Origin of the sequence: Pseudoalteromonas sp. BSi20439 (assembly GCF_000241165.1) — a bacterium.
Lineage (GTDB): Bacteria > Pseudomonadota > Gammaproteobacteria > Enterobacterales > Alteromonadaceae > Pseudoalteromonas.
On sequence record NZ_BADW01000047.1, the window covers coordinates 82,621 to 100,026 of the forward strand.

18 protein-coding genes and 1 pseudogene are annotated in these 17,406 nt (G+C 42.5%); 10 read left to right on the forward strand and 9 right to left on the reverse strand.

The genetic code is table 11. The features are described from left to right. Positions 1-123: 123 nt before the first annotated feature. From pdsO to P20439_RS04390, 3 genes are read left to right on the forward strand one after another with little or no spacing between them, the layout of a single operon-like run. Positions 124-849 (forward strand): sortase-associated OmpA-like protein PdsO, encoded by a 726-nt coding sequence (pdsO, locus tag P20439_RS04380; protein WP_008111114.1) that lies wholly within the window; start codon positions 124-126, stop codon positions 847-849. A 26-nt stretch (positions 850-875) separates the two neighbouring features. Next, on the forward strand, positions 876-2,876 hold the full coding sequence (locus tag P20439_RS04385) for a marine proteobacterial sortase target protein (protein ID WP_008111113.1): 2,001 nt from the start codon (positions 876-878) through the stop codon (positions 2,874-2,876). Beyond that, on the forward strand, positions 2,873-3,478 hold the full coding sequence (locus P20439_RS04390) for a class GN sortase (protein ID WP_036932892.1): 606 nt from the start codon (positions 2,873-2,875) through the stop codon (positions 3,476-3,478). The genes P20439_RS04385 and P20439_RS04390 overlap by 4 nt, the downstream gene beginning before the upstream one ends. Here P20439_RS04390 and P20439_RS04395 read toward each other — a convergent pair. Then, complete coding sequence (locus P20439_RS04395) at positions 3,373-4,332, reverse strand: DMT family transporter (protein ID WP_008464863.1); 960 nt, start codon at positions 4,330-4,332, stop codon at positions 3,373-3,375. The two genes, P20439_RS04390 and P20439_RS04395, sit on opposite strands and share 106 nt — an antisense overlap. Before the next feature lie 131 nt (positions 4,333-4,463). Here P20439_RS04395 and proB point away from each other — a divergent pair, with 131 nt between their 5' ends. The 3 genes from proB (at position 4,464) to gltX (ending at position 7,568) form a co-directional block, all read left to right on the forward strand. Continuing rightward, on the forward strand, positions 4,464-5,567 hold the full coding sequence (proB, locus tag P20439_RS04400) for a glutamate 5-kinase (RefSeq protein ID WP_008111111.1): 1,104 nt from the start codon (positions 4,464-4,466) through the stop codon (positions 5,565-5,567). A gap of 106 nt (positions 5,568-5,673) precedes the next feature. Continuing rightward, positions 5,674-6,033, forward strand: a complete 360-nt coding sequence (locus tag P20439_RS04405) for a glutathione S-transferase N-terminal domain-containing protein (protein ID WP_008111110.1) — start codon at positions 5,674-5,676, stop codon at positions 6,031-6,033. A 50-nt stretch (positions 6,034-6,083) separates the two neighbouring features. Beyond that, positions 6,084-7,568, forward strand: coding sequence for a glutamate--tRNA ligase (gltX, locus tag P20439_RS04410; protein ID WP_008111109.1), 1,485 nt, complete (start codon positions 6,084-6,086; stop codon positions 7,566-7,568). Between the two features lie 57 nt (positions 7,569-7,625). Here gltX and P20439_RS04415 read toward each other — a convergent pair whose 3' ends face one another. Both P20439_RS04415 and P20439_RS04420 read right to left on the reverse strand, forming a co-directional pair. After that, the gene (locus P20439_RS04415) at positions 7,626-8,477 is read right to left on the reverse strand and encodes a CPBP family intramembrane glutamic endopeptidase (protein ID WP_008111108.1); all 852 of its coding nucleotides are present in this window, start codon (positions 8,475-8,477) and stop codon (positions 7,626-7,628) included. Between the two features lie 87 nt (positions 8,478-8,564). Next, positions 8,565-8,960 carry a hypothetical protein gene (locus tag P20439_RS04420; RefSeq protein ID WP_008111107.1) on the reverse strand — a complete coding sequence of 132 codons (396 nt, stop codon included), beginning with the start codon at positions 8,958-8,960 and terminating at the stop codon, positions 8,565-8,567. Between the two features lie 156 nt (positions 8,961-9,116). Here P20439_RS04420 and P20439_RS04425 point away from each other — a divergent pair, with 156 nt between their 5' ends. Next, positions 9,117-9,821, forward strand: a complete 705-nt coding sequence (locus P20439_RS04425) for a DUF3581 domain-containing protein (RefSeq protein ID WP_008111105.1) — start codon at positions 9,117-9,119, stop codon at positions 9,819-9,821. A gap of 91 nt (positions 9,822-9,912) precedes the next feature. Then, a complete protein-coding gene (locus P20439_RS04430) occupies positions 9,913-11,160 on the forward strand; it encodes a DEAD/DEAH box helicase (protein WP_008111103.1) in 1,248 nt (415 codons plus the stop codon). A 262-nt stretch (positions 11,161-11,422) separates the two neighbouring features. On the opposite strand, the gene P20439_RS04435 is transcribed toward P20439_RS04430, so the two are convergent. From P20439_RS04435 to P20439_RS04460, 6 genes and pseudogenes are all read right to left on the reverse strand, one after another. Further along, positions 11,423-11,878 carry a PaaI family thioesterase gene (locus P20439_RS04435; RefSeq protein ID WP_008464865.1) on the reverse strand — a complete coding sequence of 152 codons (456 nt, stop codon included), beginning with the start codon at positions 11,876-11,878 and terminating at the stop codon, positions 11,423-11,425. A gap of 27 nt (positions 11,879-11,905) precedes the next feature. After that, positions 11,906-12,181 carry a GNAT family N-acetyltransferase gene (locus P20439_RS19185; protein ID WP_367318014.1) on the reverse strand — a complete coding sequence of 92 codons (276 nt, stop codon included), beginning with the start codon at positions 12,179-12,181 and terminating at the stop codon, positions 11,906-11,908. Between the two features lie 229 nt (positions 12,182-12,410). After that, positions 12,411-12,836: pseudogene (locus P20439_RS04445) on the reverse strand (IS5 family transposase); the annotation flags it as partial. A 180-nt stretch (positions 12,837-13,016) separates the two neighbouring features. Continuing rightward, positions 13,017-14,024 (reverse strand): zinc-dependent alcohol dehydrogenase family protein, encoded by a 1,008-nt coding sequence (locus P20439_RS04450; protein WP_008464867.1) that lies wholly within the window; start codon positions 14,022-14,024, stop codon positions 13,017-13,019. A 22-nt stretch (positions 14,025-14,046) separates the two neighbouring features. After that, entirely contained in the window at positions 14,047-15,054 is a 1,008-nt protein-coding gene (locus tag P20439_RS04455; protein ID WP_008464869.1) for a zinc-dependent alcohol dehydrogenase family protein, read from the reverse strand. 74 nt (positions 15,055-15,128) lie between these two features. Then, positions 15,129-15,887: an SDR family oxidoreductase gene (locus P20439_RS04460; RefSeq protein ID WP_008111098.1), complete on the reverse strand. Its 759-nt coding sequence runs from the start codon at positions 15,885-15,887 to the stop codon at positions 15,129-15,131. A 155-nt stretch (positions 15,888-16,042) separates the two neighbouring features. On the opposite strand from P20439_RS04460, the gene P20439_RS04465 reads away from it, so the two are divergent. Together P20439_RS04465 and P20439_RS04470 are read left to right on the forward strand one after the other, a co-directional pair. After that, on the forward strand, positions 16,043-16,936 hold the full coding sequence (locus P20439_RS04465) for a LysR family transcriptional regulator (protein ID WP_008464872.1): 894 nt from the start codon (positions 16,043-16,045) through the stop codon (positions 16,934-16,936). 142 nt (positions 16,937-17,078) lie between these two features. Beyond that, on the forward strand, positions 17,079-17,406 hold a 328-nt coding region (locus tag P20439_RS04470), incomplete at its 3' end, for a transposase (RefSeq protein WP_036932899.1).

Genomic DNA, 17,406 nt, shown 5'->3' on the forward strand with positions numbered 1-17,406 from the left:
TTGCCATTTTTACTCCCCTTTATTGCCACTTCATGGTGTTTTAATACAGCTATTGAAATTACCAATACAACGCAAGTGCCAACCAATAGCTTGCCAACCATTATTAATAGTAAGGAATAGACCATGAAGAAAACATTAATCGCACTCACACTTGTTAGCACTTTTTGTACGCCAGTATTTGCTGCGGATACCCCATCAAAAGAAGCAAAAAAAGAAACAATTGTTGGCCTGAGCACCGGTGCCATTATTGGTGGTGTTGTTGGTGGGCCAATCGGCGCGTTTGTAGGCGCATTTGCTGGTGGTTTGATTGGCGATGCCAAGGTGGCTGAGCAAACCATTGCTGAGCAGCAGCAAGCTTTAACTGTAATGGCAGAGAAAACCAACGACTACCAGCACGTACTTAATCATAACAGTCACCTAGAGGCGCAACTTGAACTACTGGCGCAACAAAATGAGCAATTAACTCAATCGCAGCTTAATAATTTATTGGCGATGACGGTGCAATTTAAAACAGGCTCTAGCGATATTGCTCCACATTTTGCCAAGCAGCTTGATCAATTGGTAGCGTTATTAAAAAGCCAACCGCAACTCGCACTCGATTTAAGTGGCTTTGCCGATCAGCGCGGTGCAGAGCAAGCGAACTTATTACTTTCAAAAGCCAGAGTAAACGCCGTACAAAGTTACTTAATTAAACAGGGAGTAAGCCATACACGTTTGAGCACACAAGCGTTTGGCGAGCAACAAAGCATAGCAAACAGTAACACCCTTGAAGATAACTTTTTTGACAGGCGCGTTACTCTCACTACCCGTGCGCTTAATCAAACGACTGATCAAACAGCAAGCAATTAATCGCAAGGCGTTCGATGGAGTGATTTATGTTGAGTAAACCCACCAAAGTGCTTACCAAGGTAAGCCTTTTTATTTTTATTATTATCGTGCTTTTGGCCAGCTTTAAAAGCCATGCACAGTCGCCAAAACTATCTTTGTTTGATAGCCAAGGAGTGGCGGTTAACCCTGGGGTTATTTTAAAAAGCGATGCAAAAATGACCCTAACAGGGCTAATTAATCATGTTGTAGTAACGCAGCACTACATAAATGAAAATCCTTTTGCAGTAAATGCACGTTATGTATTTCCTTTACCCGATGAAAGCGCCGTGCAAGCAATGACTATGCGTATTGGCGAGCGAGTTATTAAAGGTAAAATAGCAAAAAAACGCCAAGCTGAAAAACAGTACCAAGCTGCCAAAAAAGCAGGCAAACAAGCTTCATTGTTGCGACAGCAGCGTGCAAATATGTTTATTACAAATGTGGCAAATGTAGGGCCAGGAGAAGAAATAGTTATAACGCTTGAGTATCAAGAGATTATTGATTACCAACACGGAACCTTTGCGATTCATTTTCCAACTACAATTACGCCACGCTATCATGCAATAACAGGGGAAGTTAACGATGATCAAGATAAGCATGCGATAAAAAACGCTAATGCACCTTCGTTCACTCCACAGGGTTGGTTAAGCCCTGTTTACACAAAACAAACCAATGAGGCGGCAAATGCCAGCGATTTAAGCTTAACAATTAACATGGATATAGGCTTAGAATTGGTTGATATAAACGCTAAGTACCATCAAGTTAATATTGAAAACCCTGCATTTGGGCAATACAGCATTGTGCTAAAACCACAGCAAGCCATAAATAGAGACTTTGTACTTGAGTTTAAGCCACTACAAATAGCGCAAGCGCAAGCTGCACTTTTTACTCAGCAAGCACAAAATGGTGAGCAGTATGCGTTAGCAATGTTAATGCCGCCAAGCGATAGTTTTACTCAATCTCAGCGTTTACCGCGTGAAATGGTGTTTGTAGTTGATACTTCGGGATCTATGCATGGGCAGTCTATTGAACAAGCTAAAAAAGCGCTGTTTTACGCATTATCATTATTAGATAGTGATGATAGCTTCAATATTGTCAGTTTTAATAATGAGGTTGCAGCTATGAGTGAAACCCCATTAATTGCCAGTGACTTTAATTTACGTCGCGCAGAGCGTTTTATTTATAACTTACAAGCCGATGGCGGAACTGAAATAAAAGGCGCACTTGATGCAGTACTCGATGGGATGCAATTTGAAGGGTTTGTACGCCAAGTTGTATTTTTAACCGATGGTAGCGTAAGTAACGAAGATCAATTATTTAAACATATTGCGCACACCTTAGGTGATAGCCGTTTATTTACTGTGGGCATTGGTAGTGCGCCTAACCGTTATTTTATGCGTCGTGCCGCTGATATAGGCAAGGGAACTTACACCTTTATAAGCAGTGCTCATGATGTGCAGCCGAAAATGCAGCAGTTGTTTGATAAACTTGCTCACCCGGCTATGACTAATTTGGCGTTGACAAATACAAATGGAGACAGCTTAGATTTTTGGCCCTCACCTTTGCCTGACCTATATTTTGCTGAGCCCATTATGGTGGCCATTAAATTAGATAATACCGATGCAATTACTTTTACGGGGCAAACGGCGCATGGGGAGTTTAAGGTTAAGCTTAATCCGCAAGCAAGTTCAAAGGCCACTGGAATTGATAAGCTTTGGGCACGTCAAAAAATAAAGTCGTTATTGTTATACAACCAACAAAGTGTTGTAAAACAGCAAGTGCAGCAGCTCGCGCTTGAGCATCAATTACTTAGCCTATTTACTGCGTTTATTGCTATAGAAGAGACGACCATAAAAGAAGTTGCTAAACAAAGCACACAAGTGGCTAATGCTATGCCACAAGGAATGACCATGCGCTTGCCGCAAACTGATGGGCAAAGCAAAGTGCATATTGTGTTTGGAGTATTATTGCTTCTAGGTGGTCTTTTGTTAGTGAGGCGCTGTAAATGAAAAAGTGGCTAAGCATAGGTTTACTAGCCTTGGGGCTGAGCTTGTTTGGCCATGGTGTATACATGCAGGCAAAGGCGTGGCTTGCACAAGTGTTAATAGAGCAAGCTTGGCAAACGACCCTTAAATCGCCCAATAAAAAAATTAAGCCGTGGTTTTATGCTGATAGTTACCCAGTGGCACAAATAATATGGCCAAAGCATAATAAACGACTAACCGTGCTCGATGGCGCAAGTGGTAGAAATTTAGCGTTTGCGCCCAGTCATTTTTTAGCTGCGGGGGAATTAGGTGGGGCTGATGTTGGTAATTCGCAAGGAGCACTTATTGCTGGCCACAACGATACCCACTTTGCGTTTTTAAAAAACGCTAAAGTGGGGGAGCAATTTTCTCTACAACTTAAAAATGGCAAAGTGCAGCATTATTCAGTGACACATGTTGAGGTGATTAATCAGTACAACACCGATTTTTTGCATCAAGCAGGGCTGTATTTACTGACCTGTTACCCTTTTGATTCGCTGGCCTCGGGTACCGATTTAAGATGGTTAGTGTCGGCTGAAATATCCTCACCCGAGGTAGCGTTAGGAATATCGACCACTAGTTCTTGATGGCGTTGGCTTATCATTACGCCTAAAAACACCACAAATATGCTGATCCACTGGCCAAGTGTCAGTACTTCGTTAAGAATAATGGCTGACAAAATTAAAGTGAAAATTGGGATTAAATTAGAATAAGCTGCTGCGGTTAACACCGACACTTTACTAATCGCGTAGTTGTACATGCCGTACCCACCCAAAGTAACACAAGAGCCTAAGTACAAAATGCTCATTAGTGCGGTTAAATCGTGTTGGTTTTCGCTTGGTAGGTCAATAAATAATAAAAACGGAGCAAAAAACAAACTACCACTCACGCCTTGCAGAGCAATTAATGTGAGAGGGGAATAGCGGTTAGCTAAATGTTTTATACACACGGTATAAAATGCCGCGCACACCATGGCCATTAATTCTAAAAAATTCCCCAGTAATGGGTTTGGGGCTTGGCTTGAGCTGGGTGAGAGCAAGGTCAATAAAATACTGCCGCCAATACACAGCGTAAAACCCACCACAATAGCTTTACTAATATGCTCTTTGAGCATGAAAAACGCTAAAAATGCCACAATAATAGGTAAGCAAGACACAATAACCCCCGCCTGAGAGGCTGAGGTGTACTCCATTGCGTGGCCTTCAAATAAAAAGTACAAGCAAGGCTCTGCCAGCGACATACCTAATAAATACTTCCAATCGCCTTTTAAATATTCAAAGCGAATTACGTAACGCCATAAACATAACGAAATCAGTAAAGTGGTGAGCATACGTAAAAATATCACCAAGGCAGGGTCATAAATCGCAATCGCATATTTAAGTGCAATAAAGGAGCTACCCCACAAAAAGGTGGCAATAATTAAACATAAACTGGCAGGCATAAGGTGTAATTTAATCGGTTGAATATAGTGCGATCCTAGCATGCAGAGGGGGTGATTGAATATTTTTTACTTGTTCAAAAATACCGAACTGGTATAAATAAATGCATCATTTATTGCGCTAAGTAAAAAACATGCAAAGGGATCAGGTCGTAGTTGTAAAGCTAGGTACAAGCGTACTCACTGGCGGTACCGATAAGTTAGACAAAGCACATATGGTGGAACTTGTTCGCCAATGCAGTGAGCTAAAAAAGCAAGGTCATCACGTTATTTTAGTATCAAGCGGTGCGGTTGCCGCAGGTCGCGAACAGCTATTAAAACCCTGTGGGCGCACATTAATAGACAAACAAATGTTGGCCGCCATTGGACAGGGGCAACTCATTCATATTTGGCAAAGTTTATTTGCGTTGTATGGTGTTAACGTGGGGCAAATGCTACTAACGCGCGCGGATGTTGACGACAGAGAGCGTTATTTAAATGCCCGCGATACCCTCAATGCCTTATTAAATTATGATGTAGTGCCGATCATTAATGAAAACGACGCGGTTGCTACTAGCGAAATAAAAGTAGGTGACAACGATAACTTGTCGGCATTAGTGGCTATTTTAGCCAATGCCGACAAATTACTGCTACTGACCGACCAACAAGGGTTATTTACCAGCGATCCGCGCACCGACATTAACGCCACCTTGATTGACGAAGTGACTCATATTAATGATGAGTTACGCCAACTTGCGGGTGGCAGCGGTACAAATCTAGGCACAGGGGGTATGGCAACCAAACTACAGGCAGCAGATATTGCCAGAAGAGCTGGAGTTGAGGTGATTATTGCCAAAGGCGCTGATGAAAACGTGATTTTAAAATGCATGAGCGAGCAACTGCCAGGCACCCGTTTTTTAAAACTTACCGCCCCTAAAGATGGCCGAAAAAAATGGTTATTAGCAGGGCCTAAAAGTAGCGGCCAAATTTTAATTGATGCCGGTGCCGTGCATGCATTGCAATCTAAGGGGGCTAGTTTACTTGCTAAAGGCATTACGCGCGCCATTGGTGAGTTTGAACGTGGAGATTTAATTAACTTAATTGATGTAAACCAGCAAATTATTGCACGGGGGTTAACTCGCTTTAGTCATCTTGAAATCGATAAAATAAAAGGCGCACACTCTAATCAAATCAGCCATTTACTTGATTACGATAGCGGCGTGGAAGTGCTACACAGAGATGATATGGTGGTGTTGTAATTAAGCACTTTTTTAACGATATAGCGCAACGTATAATCCGCTTATAGTGTTGCGCTTTTTTGTGTTAAAATCTTGCACCTTAAATTTGTTGTAAAGAGTATTGAAGATGAAATTAGTTCGCTGGGTTTTAGGTTGTATCATCTTATTTTTTAATTTTGTTTTTACGCCGCGTAGCAAAAAACGTGATCCGCAAGAGCAAACTAAGCTTGATCAGCAAACCGCACAATTTAAGCTCTATCAATTCAAAGCATGCCCTTTTTGTGTAAAAGTGCGCCGTTCAATTAAGCGTGAAGGCTTAAAAATTGAAACACGCGATGCAAAAAATGATGAGCAATACCGCCAAGAGCTATTAGAGCAAGGCGGAAAAGTTAAAGTACCTTGTTTACGTATTGAGCAAGATGGCCAAGTAAAATGGCTTTATGAATCAAACGATATTATTGCTTACTTAAACAAAGTAGCCGCTTAAAATATTTATTGGTATTTCATACCATCTCACTTATTAAAAGAGACATTACCATGACAATTCGTACCCGTGTTGCTCCGTCGCCAACTGGTGACCCGCATCTTGGCACCGCTTACATTGCCTTATTTAACTACTGTTTTGCTAAACAGCAAGGCGGTGAATTTGTACTTCGTATTGAAGATACTGACCAAGTTCGCAGCACACCAGAATCTGAACAAGCCATCATGGATAGCTTACGCTGGTTAGGCCTTGAGTGGGATCATGGTCCTGATGTAGGTGGTGAGTTTGGTCCATACCGTCAATCTGAGCGCAGTGATTTATATAAAAAATACGCTCATCAGTTAGTTGAAGACGGCAAAGCATTCTACTGTTTCGCAACCAGCGAAGAGCTGGACCAAATGCGTGAAGAGCAAATGGCCGAAGGTCTGCGTCCTAAATACGATGGTCGTGGCTTAAACCATACAGAAGACGAAATTAAAGCAAACCTAGCTGCTGGTAAACCGTACGTTATACGTATGAAAATCCCAAGCGAAGGTACCTTTAAGTTTAACGATTACCTACGCGACGAAATTGAGATCCCGTGGGAAAACGTAGACATGCAAGTGCTATTAAAAGCGGATGGTTTTCCAACGTACTTTTTAGCTAACGTGGTGGATGATCACCATATGCAAATTAGCCATATTTTCCGTGGTGAAGAGTGGATAAACTCAGCGCCTAAGTTATTAAAACTATATGAAGATTTTGGTTGGGAAGCACCGGTACTAGGTCACTTACCATTACTGCGTAATCCAGATAAATCAAAACTGTCTAAGCGTAAAAACCCAACGTCTATTAATTACTATAAAGAAATGGGTTACTTACCAGAAGCGGTACTTAACTACTTAGGCCGTATGGGTTGGTCAATGCCTGATGAGCGTGAAAAGTTCACCCTTAATGAGATGATTGAGCACTTTGACATGAAGCGTGTATCGCTAGGTGGCCCAGTATTCGACGTAGACAAGTTAAGCTGGTTAAACGGTATGTGGATCCGTGAAAACTTAACTGATGCAGAGCTAATGCAGCGTTTTGTTGACTGGAAATTTAATGGCGACATGCTGGCTAAAGTATTACCAGAAGCTAAAACGCGTATAAATACACTCTCTGACATGGTTGATTTAGCAGGGCACTTTGTAGGCGGCATCCCGACTTACGATCCTGCGCTATTAACAGCCGGTAAAGCTGACGAAGATGTTATTCGCCAAGCATTACAATTTTTTGTATGGCAGCTAGAAGGCTTACGTAGCTTTGAAAAACCAGCTATTTTTGCAATTGCAAAAGAAGTAGCCACCTTCCACGAGCTTAAAATTAAAGATTTTTTAGAGCCTATATTTGTGGCTATTACCGGCAAAACATCATCTACCTCGGTATTAGATGCAATGGAAATTTTAGGATCTGACCTATCGCGTGCACGTTTACGTGTTGCGCTTGCCCATTTAGGTATTTCTAAAAAGCAGGCTAAAAAAATAGAGCGCGCATACCGCGATTACCCAAGTGCGTAATCGCGTATATAGATTCAAAAGCCGCTTTATTTAAGCGGCTTTTTTGTACCCGTAGTTTTAAGATGGAGTTGCCAGCATAGGGTAAGTAAATAAGAAAAAATGAAACACGTTAACGAGCCAATGACATAAAATGGCCCATTCTAATCGGCTTGTTTTGTAGTAAATATAGCCATAACCAAATCCTGCAACGGCCGTCACAAGCATATAATGAGTACCCGCTGAAAAGTGTGCCAGTGAAAATACACAAGTACTGACAGCCGGTGCCAGTAATGCAAATCTGCTCGGGGTTATTAGTTTTGAAAGCTTAGTTTGTATCACCCCCCTAAATAATGCCTCTTCTGCAACGCAGGTAAAAAGTAGGTTGATAGCTATAAATAGTAACCAAAATTCAGGTACTTTTGGCGCAAATTCAACAAGGTTTAACGTTAAAGCAGTTATAAGCGCCGCTAAAATAGTGATAATTATGATTAAAGCAGGGTAGCCGATAGTCACTGGCTTTGCCGTTTTATTTTTTTCAAAAAAATAAGCGCTCAGCATTAAACCCGCAAATGCTTTATCAAAATTAGCATACAGGGTAAATGCAATTGCGTTACTGGTGACTTGTTCATTAACAACGATAGGCAGGTTATTAAACCCCGCAAACCAATGTAAGGCTAACCCGAGTGAGGCTGTTATAAATAAAGACGTTAGAACATTACGTTTTAACGCTGAGGTTGCCAATAACGTAAAGTGAAACAATCCCACATAAACAGCTATAACAGCAACTGCGTTTAAATTTATATATTGTTGATAATAGGCAGTAATAACACTTAGCAGTAATAAGTATTGCCATAATGGTTGGCGAAATACAGTGAGTTTACACTGCGGGAAAACACATAAAATAGCGGCAGCTAAAAAGTAAAAAGTCATTGGCAAATACAGCTTGTTGTTTGATAGAGGAAATGAGAGAAAACGAATTACATAGCGTTATAGTCTCAATTAGATAATTTTGAGCTATTAATAATTATAGGCTTGTCCGGTACAAATAACGGCTAAATCACAATTGTAGCGGGATACTGATTGGCACTGCTCTAGTGTAAATGCATTGCCACCTAAATAAAGCACATTGTTTTTAAGGGATTCTATAGCTTGTGATTTCAAACGGTTATAGCTAATTGAGGATGTTCGCGTATCATCTGAAACATCGCAGCTTTCGCCTTTTATTCCACCAAGGGGGCTTGCACCTCTATCGAGAGCGTCCTGAACACTGTAAAACTGCTCTAGGCCACGTTTTTTAATGTGGCTTGAAACGTGTTCTGATAAAACCTCGTCGTCGATATTGGTTGTGTAAGTAACGTTATTACAGCCAGTTAAAAATGAAACCGCGCATATTAATAAAGAAAAATACTTCATTAGTTAATCCCTTAAACTCGTATTTGCCTAATTTACTTAGTTAATTAGCGAGTTGCAAATTATCATTTTTCGCCTTTATTAAACAGATTCGACCTCTCAAGATTTTTTTTCTGGTAGTATAGCTAGGTTATAAGCAGTTTAAGCAGTGAACACACTATGTTAAGTCCTTACTATCAGCAGCATGCTGATTATGTTTCAATTTCTCGTGAGCAAGGTTGTCGCTTTGCTAAATGTGTAGCCGACGACTACAACCCGCTTCATGATAAAGACGCTAAAAAGTTTTGCGCACCAGGAGACTTACTTTTTTCTTTAGTGTTAGACCGCTATGGCATTAGTGAGCGAATGGAGTTTACCTTTGCCGGTATGGTTGATGAAAACACCAAGCTAAATTTTCCAGAACAACCTGGAGAAGAGTTTGATGTAAACCATGGTGAAAAAGTAATTTTAAAGGTTAAACGCGACGGTAAAACCAGTAAATGCCCAACACTTACAAACAGTTTAATAAAAAATTATGTTGAGTTCTCAGGTGCTGCGTTCCCGCATGTAATTATTCCTTTAATGGGCAAGCAAGAGGTAATGATAAATCCTGCGCGGCCTATGATTATTTATGAATCAATGATAATTAATCTTAATAACATTGATATTAAATCACCGACCCTTGAGTTTGCAGAGCCAAGCTTTGAATACGCTGGTAAACGCGGCAAAATAACCTTGCGCTTTAATTTATTAGAAAACGGCGAAAAGGTGGGTTTTGGTGAAAAACACATGGTGGTATCGGGTATTCGTGAATACTGTCAAAGCACCGTAGATGATTTAATTGCATTTTATAATGAACGTAAAGCCACATTAAAACCGGTTTAAATACTTCATTTTACTTAGGCGCTATTTAGCGCCTTTTTTATTACTTAAGCTCAGGTATAATAGCGTTCTTTGTTATTTTAAAGCCAAGCTTATGTCTGCCACATCGTTCTCATCACTCGCCCTAGACCCGTTACTATTAACGGCAATAGAGCAAAATAATTACACTACGCCTACCGCCATTCAGCACAAAACGATACCGCCAATTTTAGCGGGCAAAGACGTGATGGGCAGCGCTCAAACTGGCACCGGTAAAACAGCCGCTTTTGTTTTGCCGCTATTACATAAGCTTTTAAACAGCTCTAAAAAAGACGAACCAGGCATTGCTCGTGTGGTTATTTTAACGCCCACCCGTGAACTTGCTCAGCAAGTATTTGCAAGCTTTGAAAAGTATGCTCTTGGTAGTGATATTCAGGGTGCACTTGCCTATGGTGGCGCAAGCATTGGCCCACAAATCAAAGCACTTAAAACAGCGCAAGTAATAGTGGCAACGCCAGGGCGCTTACTTGATCACATAGTGAAGGGCAGTGTGGTGCTTTCAAGTGTTGATTCGTTAGTATTTGATGAAGCAGACCGTATGCTTGATATGGGTTTTATTGACGAAATTAAACGAATACTGCGTCATATCCCAGGCGATCGTCAAACCTTACTGTTTTCCGCCACCTTTGATGACAGTGTATTTGAGCTGAGTAAAAAATTGCTCAAAGACCCTGAACTTATTGAAGTTGATAAGCGCAACTCTGCTGCTGTAGAGGTTGAACAAGTTATTTACGCAGTAGATGAAGACAGAAAGCGCGAACTGGTATCGCACATGATTGGCATGAAAAACTGGCGCCAAGTGCTTATATTCACCCGCACTAAACAAATGGCCGATAAGCTTGCCAAAGAAATGTGTAAAGATGGTTTAAAAACCGAATCTATTCATGGTGATAAATCGCAAGGAGCTCGCGACCGAGCTCTTCATAACTTCAAAGAAGGCAGTACGCGTGTATTAGTGGCCACCGATGTAGCGGCGCGCGGTTTAGACATACCGGCACTTAAATACGTAATTAACTTTGAATTGCCATACATAGCTGAAGATTATGTGCATCGTATTGGCCGTACAGGACGAGCTGGCGAGCAAGGCCTTGCTATGTCGCTAGTGAGTTTAGATGAGCAATGGCTGCTTGAAGAAATTGAAGTACTGCTTGATACGCGTTTAGCCCCACAATGGCTTGAAGGCTATGAACCCGACTTAAATAAGCCGCCTAAAGATAACCGCAAAAACACCAACAAAGCGCGTAAAGATCGCGATAAAAAACGTATTACAGGCCAAAGAGCGCCGAATAGAAGACGTAAATAAAAGCTTAGGACTTCATTTAATAGGCAGCTAAGAGCGATTAGCGGACGTTGGACATAACTTTTGCGCAAGTCCGCTTCAGACAAGGGGCGAACGTTCTACGCCCAAAGCAGCGACAGCGTTAGCTGTCCGACTGACTTTGTTTGTTAGCCTCGAATTGCTGCAATGCCTCCGCTGCAGGCCTGAAGTAGGCGTTTATATAAGATGGCAATTGGTAACCACTAATCTTCCCCTCAAATAACTGCCTTTTTTCTTTTAAACGGAGTCAAGCTTTCAGAGAGTTAATTGTTTTAATATTCTCACTTCGTTTCGATGTATAGGGCGGTATAGAGTATGTACCCACAACATGTGCTACTAAATCACTCACCCCCTCAGAGTACAGAGAAACCTCCCCAACCACGAGAGTACGGCCGACTTTTATCAGAGAACATTCCGCAATGATTCGCTCATTTGCCGATGGCTTACGTAAGAAGTTGATGTTAAGGCTAGTTGTTACTGCCAATGGCACGATGCCAATTTTACCAAGTATCGCCACATAAAGTGCCACATCAGCCACACTCATTAAAACAGGCCCCGAAACCGTTCCGCCAGGACGTAATTCATCCTGACCTACATGATGAGATACAGTCGCTCTACCGTTGCTCACTGCTTCCACAACGCATTTACTTTGTGGAAACTCCGATTTCATGAAAGCGATAACTTCTTCTTTTGTAGCTGTCATTGAGACTCCTTAAATATTTATTCACATTTATATGCACCTGGTGAAGCGTTGCTCCAAGACTTCTATACCCCATTTTGAGCCTAGTTTCTCTTCCACCAATGCAAAGCCCTGACTTTCGTAAAGATATCGAGCTGCATTAAGCCCTGAGAAAGTCCATAAGTTGATTTGGACGAAACCCTGAGCATCGGCAAAAGCTAATGCAGAATTGAGAAGCTGTTTACCTAGTCCGAAACCTCTCAAAGAGTCGTCCGCAATGAACCATCGTAAATGTGCTCGATTATGACCAAGATCTTCACCATCAATGGCAACAGATGGATTTTATCGTCCCGTTTGATCGTCCAAATCTCATTGCTTGGGTTATCTAGCCTTCCAATAAATTCCGCCATGCTACTCGCCACTGAACATGCAAATTCCCGACCAAAATCAGCCACTGTCGTGTAATAATGGGGATGCATCTCCGTAACACGTGCAATCAACCGGCTTTGTTGCGGAATTCAACTTGAGAGCGAATACTAGCAAAATCGTTTGTATTTTAAACGATATACTGAGTTTCGGGCATACCTATCCCTGTTAGCTTGTTGAGTGCTTTGATCATGGCGTATGTCTCCCCAACTTGTGCATTGTAATTTCGAAGCGTGAGTGAAGCGCCTAGTAGTTGTTTTGCGCGATACTTAGCGGTCTCCGACAATGAACGCCTGTGGTAACCATATTTTCGTTTCCACTTTTTGTTCGAACCATAGAGCTTTTGGCAACCAACCGCCAGATTACGTGGATGACCTTTTTCCCAGAAGGCGGCTCCTTCACGTGGAGGGATTAGAGGTATCGCTTTCTTAACCCTAATCGCCCTGTGGCACTCCCTTGTATCGTATGCGCCATCTCTCGAAATTTCCTTGATGGATCGGCGTGTTTGTTTGAGTAAATTTGGGAGTACTTCCGCATCTGTCACGCCTGAAATATTGTACTTGCGCCAGTTAGTGGTTTTGTAGCGAGGCTTCGGCATGTAATCAAAGTCAGTGAATGAATGTCCCTGATCTGATCGTAAGATTCTGATTTAGTTCATTCGATTTCCGCAACAAAGCCCACGCTAATTATTATCAGTCACTGACTGAGTTGAGAGACTAGCGGAAGCCACGAACTGTTAATCAAGTTCGACCACTATTTTACCAATCTGCTGATTTGACTCCAGATAGTGGTGCGCTGCCACTATCTCTTCAAATTTAAAGCTTCGATCAATGACAGGCTTGAGTGTTCCTTCGGATAAACCCGAGTGGATAAATTGCTTTGCTCTGCGAAAGCGCTCGATGTCTTTTACAACTTCAGTAAACACATACCCCCTAACTGTCAGACTTTTACGAAGTGCTATTTTTAAGGGAAAAGGAGTTGTTTCGGGACTTAATGCTCCGTGTACTATTATTGTTCCTTCAGGGCTCATTGCTTCAGCAATTTCAGTTATCTGCGGCCCACAGACAGCATCAAATGCGATTTTTAAATTGTTTTCTCCCAAGATGCTTCTCAAGCTATCCAGCAGCGGCTCTTCTTGAGTTGCAATCACATGGGCCGCGCCTGCCATGAGCACAGCAGCCTTTTTAGCTCGTGTTTGAGTTGTAGCGATAGGGATACCCCCTAGAGAATTCACAATTTGAATCGCAGCCAATCCAACACTGCTCGATGCGGCGGTTATCAGTACTGCATCGCCTTTTTGCACGTTAGCAATTTCGACCAAAGCGCCATAAGCTGTCAGGTACTGCATCCAAGCTGCTGCGCCTTCAGCAAAGGTTAGCCCTGCTGGTTTGAGTGCCACATATTCACTTGGTACGACAATCTCTTCTGCGTAGCAGCCATTCTGAGAAAGCCCCATCTGAGGGACAATACAAACCTCTTCTCCAAGGCGTAAATGATTTACCTCTTCCCCGACTTCAATGACTATCCCGGATGCTTCATAGCCGATTCGCGAAGGGAAGGCAGCCTTTTCTATATAGCGGCCTCGCCTAAACATGGCATCAGCACGATTGAGCCCAACAACTTTGACCGCAATACGTACATCAGTGGCCTGCAAACTTGGACTCGCCAGCGAGTCAATAGTTAATACCTCGGGACCACCTAATTCATGGAAACGAACAGTTCGAATTAGTTTTCTTGGGCTCATATGCATCCTCAATAATGACTTTTTAAGCAATTACATCAATAACGACTTTACCCATGGACCCCAACTCTACGGCATTATGTGCATCCATTGCCGTGTCTAGGGAAAAGCGTAACGGATCGAGTAGTGGCTTAATTTGCCCAGCTTCAACAAGAGCCGTAATTTGCCGCAGAATGTCACCATGATGTTTGCGTCCCTCTCCGCTGAGCTGTGGGTGTAACACAAAAATCCCTGACAATGTTGCAGAACGTATTGACGACGGTGCGAGGTTATGTGAGCTGAATGCAGCACAGCTTAAAATATGGCCGTAATGTGCAATGATACCTAATGAGGCATCGAGTGCAGAGCCACCGACAGTGTCGTAAATGATATCGAATCCTTTGCCTTGGGTGTATGCGTCCATGTAGTCAGCAGGGCTTGCAGTGTGATAATCAATTGGCGTGGCACCAAGCGCCTTGAGCAGCTGTTGTTTTCCAGTCGATGCAGTGGCATAAACGTCGGCACCTAAAGCCTTAGCAATTTGCACGGCTAAATGCCCAACTCCGCCAGCTCCACCTTGGATAAGGATTTTCTGGCCCGCTTTAACATTCGCCTTGTCAACCAAACCTTCCCAAGCAGTAAGTGCAACCAGAGGTAAAGCCGCAGCTTCACGCATGGACAATTTTTTCGGTTTGAGAGCAAGTAAATCAGCATCTACGTTGGCATATTCAGCCAATGATCCTTGCAATCCTCGCACTCCGCCAGTCAGACCATAAACTTCATCGCCTACTGAAAAGTCGGTGACGCCGTCGCCGATAGCAACAATTTCTCCAGCTAAATCGGTGCCAAGTACTGCGGGTAATTCCGGCATGGCATAAGGAGCGATACCTTGGCGGATCTTGTAATCAATAGGATTGACTCCACTTGCAAATATTTTTACTTGCACCTGACCTGCTGATGGAGAGGGTAAGTTAATCAGGGCATCCCGGAATACTGTACCCTCTTCATAGCTATCTAATACCAAAGCACGCATTTGTCTGTTTAACGTTGTCATCAATAACCTCACAAACTGAATATTCAGCGGGTGGTTAAATCACCCGCTGGTTAATCGGTCTTTTATTAAACGAATTAAAACTCTTGAACAGTTGGGCGCAGAACAATCTCGTTGATATCCACATCCGCAGGCTGCTCAATTGCGTATGCGATAGCACGAGCAACAGATTCAGATGGAATTTCATTTTGCTGATAAAAATCTTTTACAAAGGCTGCACCCTGAGTATCTGAACTTCCATGTTTTAATTCAGATTCGATTGCCCCCGGTGAAATGATTGTTGAACGAATTTTACCCCCAACTTCATGGCGTAAGCCTTCGGCAATAGCGCGAACAGCGAATTTGGTTCCGCTGTAAACCGTGCCGCCGGGACTGAATACTTTGATACCCGCTACGGAAGAAATATTGATAAAGTGGCCTGTTCCCTGAGCCTGAAAGATCGGAAGCGCTGCGGCTACTCCATACAGCAGACCTTTAACGTTGATGTCAATCATGCGATCCCATTCGTCAACTCGAGTCTCAGCTAACGGTGCAATCGCCATTAACCCTGCATTATTGATAACCACATCAACTTTACCGAAGCGCTCTTGTGCAAGATTTACAAGGGCCTTCACTTCGTCCTGGCTAGTCACATCTGTCGCTTGAACCGCAACTTTTCCACCCGCTGTGCGTATGTCAGCAGCAATAGCTTCAAGCTTGTCGATGCGTCGGGCACCCAAAACAACAGATGCGCCAAGACTGGCTAAATGTCTTGCTGTGGTCTCGCCTAAACCGCTGCTACCACCAGTGATAACAACGACCTTACCGCTGATGTTGTTTGCTAAAACACTACTCATAGTTAATATCCTCAAATCAGTTGAATGACGTTGTCTAAATAACAAGCAAAGTATCTCTTACCTTCAAAAATCAATAAATGGAAATATTTTAATTTCACAATTCCATATTTTGGAATAATATTTATGTATTCATTTCAAACCTGAATGTGACTGTGATGCTTAACAGATTGGAAATGCTCCGGATATTTTGTACTGCTGCTGAGTCTAGCAGCTTTAAAGAAGCGGCTAACCGTCTGGGAATTTCTCCTCAGGCAGTGACGCGAGCAGTGAAGGAGTTAGAGCGATTGCAAGGGGAGCTTTTATTTCATCGAAATACTCGACACATACAAGTGACCCTAGTTGGAGAAAAATTTGCTTTGATAGCAAAAGAACGCCTGCGCGCTGTAGATGAATTGTTTCAAACAAGCGCCCCTAACTCGGGTAATGAATTACAAGGGCGTGTTCGTATCGCAGCGCCTGTTGGTTTTGGTCATAAGTGCTTAATGCCAGTGTTACTGGAACTTTCAACAATACATCCTCAACTGGATATAGACCTGACACTCAGTGACGAGCGCGTGGATGTAGTTGACGAAAAAATAGATATTGGGATTCGTATCGGCTTCATGAGAGATAGTCGATTTATTGCCCGCCAGCTCACCAAAATTAATATGTATGTCGTGGCTTCGCCTGACTTAATAAATAGAGTGGGAAGGCCTGCGTCTATTGAAGAACTAAACCACTTGCCGGTTACAGGGTTAGTAGATCGCAATACGGGAAAGCTTTGGCCATGGGTTTTTTCCATGGACAGACAGTGGACGCCATCCATAACACGTTTTCGAAGTGCCGACACCGAAGCTGAATTAATGGCTATACAAAATGGACTAGGTTTTGCTCAAATTCCTGACTTTTTGGTCCAAGACTTATTACGCCAAGAGAAACTTGTGAGAGTGTTAGAAGAGGTCGAGCCGGTGCCTTGGGATTTATATATTTATCGCCCTCAACGTGGTCCAGTACCACAACGTATTCGATTGGTTTTTGATCACTTGGTGTCAAGATTGAGTGTCCGCTAATGGCACAGACTGTGTAAAAACTCTGATCACCTTTTGGTCTAAGTATCTGCTGCTTATGATCGATTAATCTATACATTTAGTTCACTTAATATACTGATATTTATATAATAAGACTATTGATTCAGTCGAGGGTTGAGGCAATATGTCAAAGTTTATAAGCGGTGAAGATCGTAACCAATCAACGTTATTTCCAGAATCGTTGGAAGACTACGTCAGTGAAGATAATACGGTCAGAGTAATTGATGTTTTCATTGAGGAACTAAATCTAGCTGAATTGGGGTTTAAAGGATTAACCTTACAGTCCACAGGCCGCCCTAAGTATCATCCAGCCACACTATTAAAGCTTTATCTTTATGGTTACCTCAACCGTATTCAATCATCCCGCCGATTAGAAACCGAATGCCAACGCAATATTGAACTGATGTGGCTACTTGGTAAGTTGGCACCCGACTTTAAAACGATTGCTGATT

What these genes read in the sequence shown, in the direction of transcription:
- P20439_RS04405 (WP_008111110.1), top strand. Translation starts at nt 5,674, where the DNA reads ATGAAATTAGTTCGCTGGGTTTTAGGTTGTATCATCTTATTTTTTAAT.
- P20439_RS04435 (WP_008464865.1), bottom strand. Translation starts at nt 11,878, where the DNA reads ATGACAGCTACAAAAGAAGAAGTTATCGCTTTCATGAAATCGGAGTTT.
- P20439_RS04395 (WP_008464863.1), bottom strand. Translation starts at nt 4,332, where the DNA reads ATGCCTGCCAGTTTATGTTTAATTATTGCCACCTTTTTGTGGGGTAGC.
- P20439_RS04425 (WP_008111105.1), top strand. Translation starts at nt 9,117, where the DNA reads ATGTTAAGTCCTTACTATCAGCAGCATGCTGATTATGTTTCAATTTCT.
- P20439_RS04390 (WP_036932892.1), top strand. Translation starts at nt 2,873, where the DNA reads ATGAAAAAGTGGCTAAGCATAGGTTTACTAGCCTTGGGGCTGAGCTTG.
- P20439_RS04430 (WP_008111103.1), top strand. Translation starts at nt 9,913, where the DNA reads ATGTCTGCCACATCGTTCTCATCACTCGCCCTAGACCCGTTACTATTA.
- pdsO (WP_008111114.1), top strand. Translation starts at nt 124, where the DNA reads ATGAAGAAAACATTAATCGCACTCACACTTGTTAGCACTTTTTGTACG.
- P20439_RS04385 (WP_008111113.1), top strand. Translation starts at nt 876, where the DNA reads ATGTTGAGTAAACCCACCAAAGTGCTTACCAAGGTAAGCCTTTTTATT.
- P20439_RS04420 (WP_008111107.1), bottom strand. Translation starts at nt 8,960, where the DNA reads ATGAAGTATTTTTCTTTATTAATATGCGCGGTTTCATTTTTAACTGGC.
- proB (WP_008111111.1), top strand. Translation starts at nt 4,464, where the DNA reads ATGCAAAGGGATCAGGTCGTAGTTGTAAAGCTAGGTACAAGCGTACTC.
- gltX (WP_008111109.1), top strand. Translation starts at nt 6,084, where the DNA reads ATGACAATTCGTACCCGTGTTGCTCCGTCGCCAACTGGTGACCCGCAT.
- P20439_RS04455 (WP_008464869.1), bottom strand. Translation starts at nt 15,054, where the DNA reads ATGACAACGTTAAACAGACAAATGCGTGCTTTGGTATTAGATAGCTAT.
- P20439_RS04460 (WP_008111098.1), bottom strand. Translation starts at nt 15,887, where the DNA reads ATGAGTAGTGTTTTAGCAAACAACATCAGCGGTAAGGTCGTTGTTATC.
- P20439_RS04450 (WP_008464867.1), bottom strand. Translation starts at nt 14,024, where the DNA reads ATGAGCCCAAGAAAACTAATTCGAACTGTTCGTTTCCATGAATTAGGT.
- P20439_RS04465 (WP_008464872.1), top strand. Translation starts at nt 16,043, where the DNA reads ATGCTTAACAGATTGGAAATGCTCCGGATATTTTGTACTGCTGCTGAG.
- P20439_RS04415 (WP_008111108.1), bottom strand. Translation starts at nt 8,477, where the DNA reads ATGACTTTTTACTTTTTAGCTGCCGCTATTTTATGTGTTTTCCCGCAG.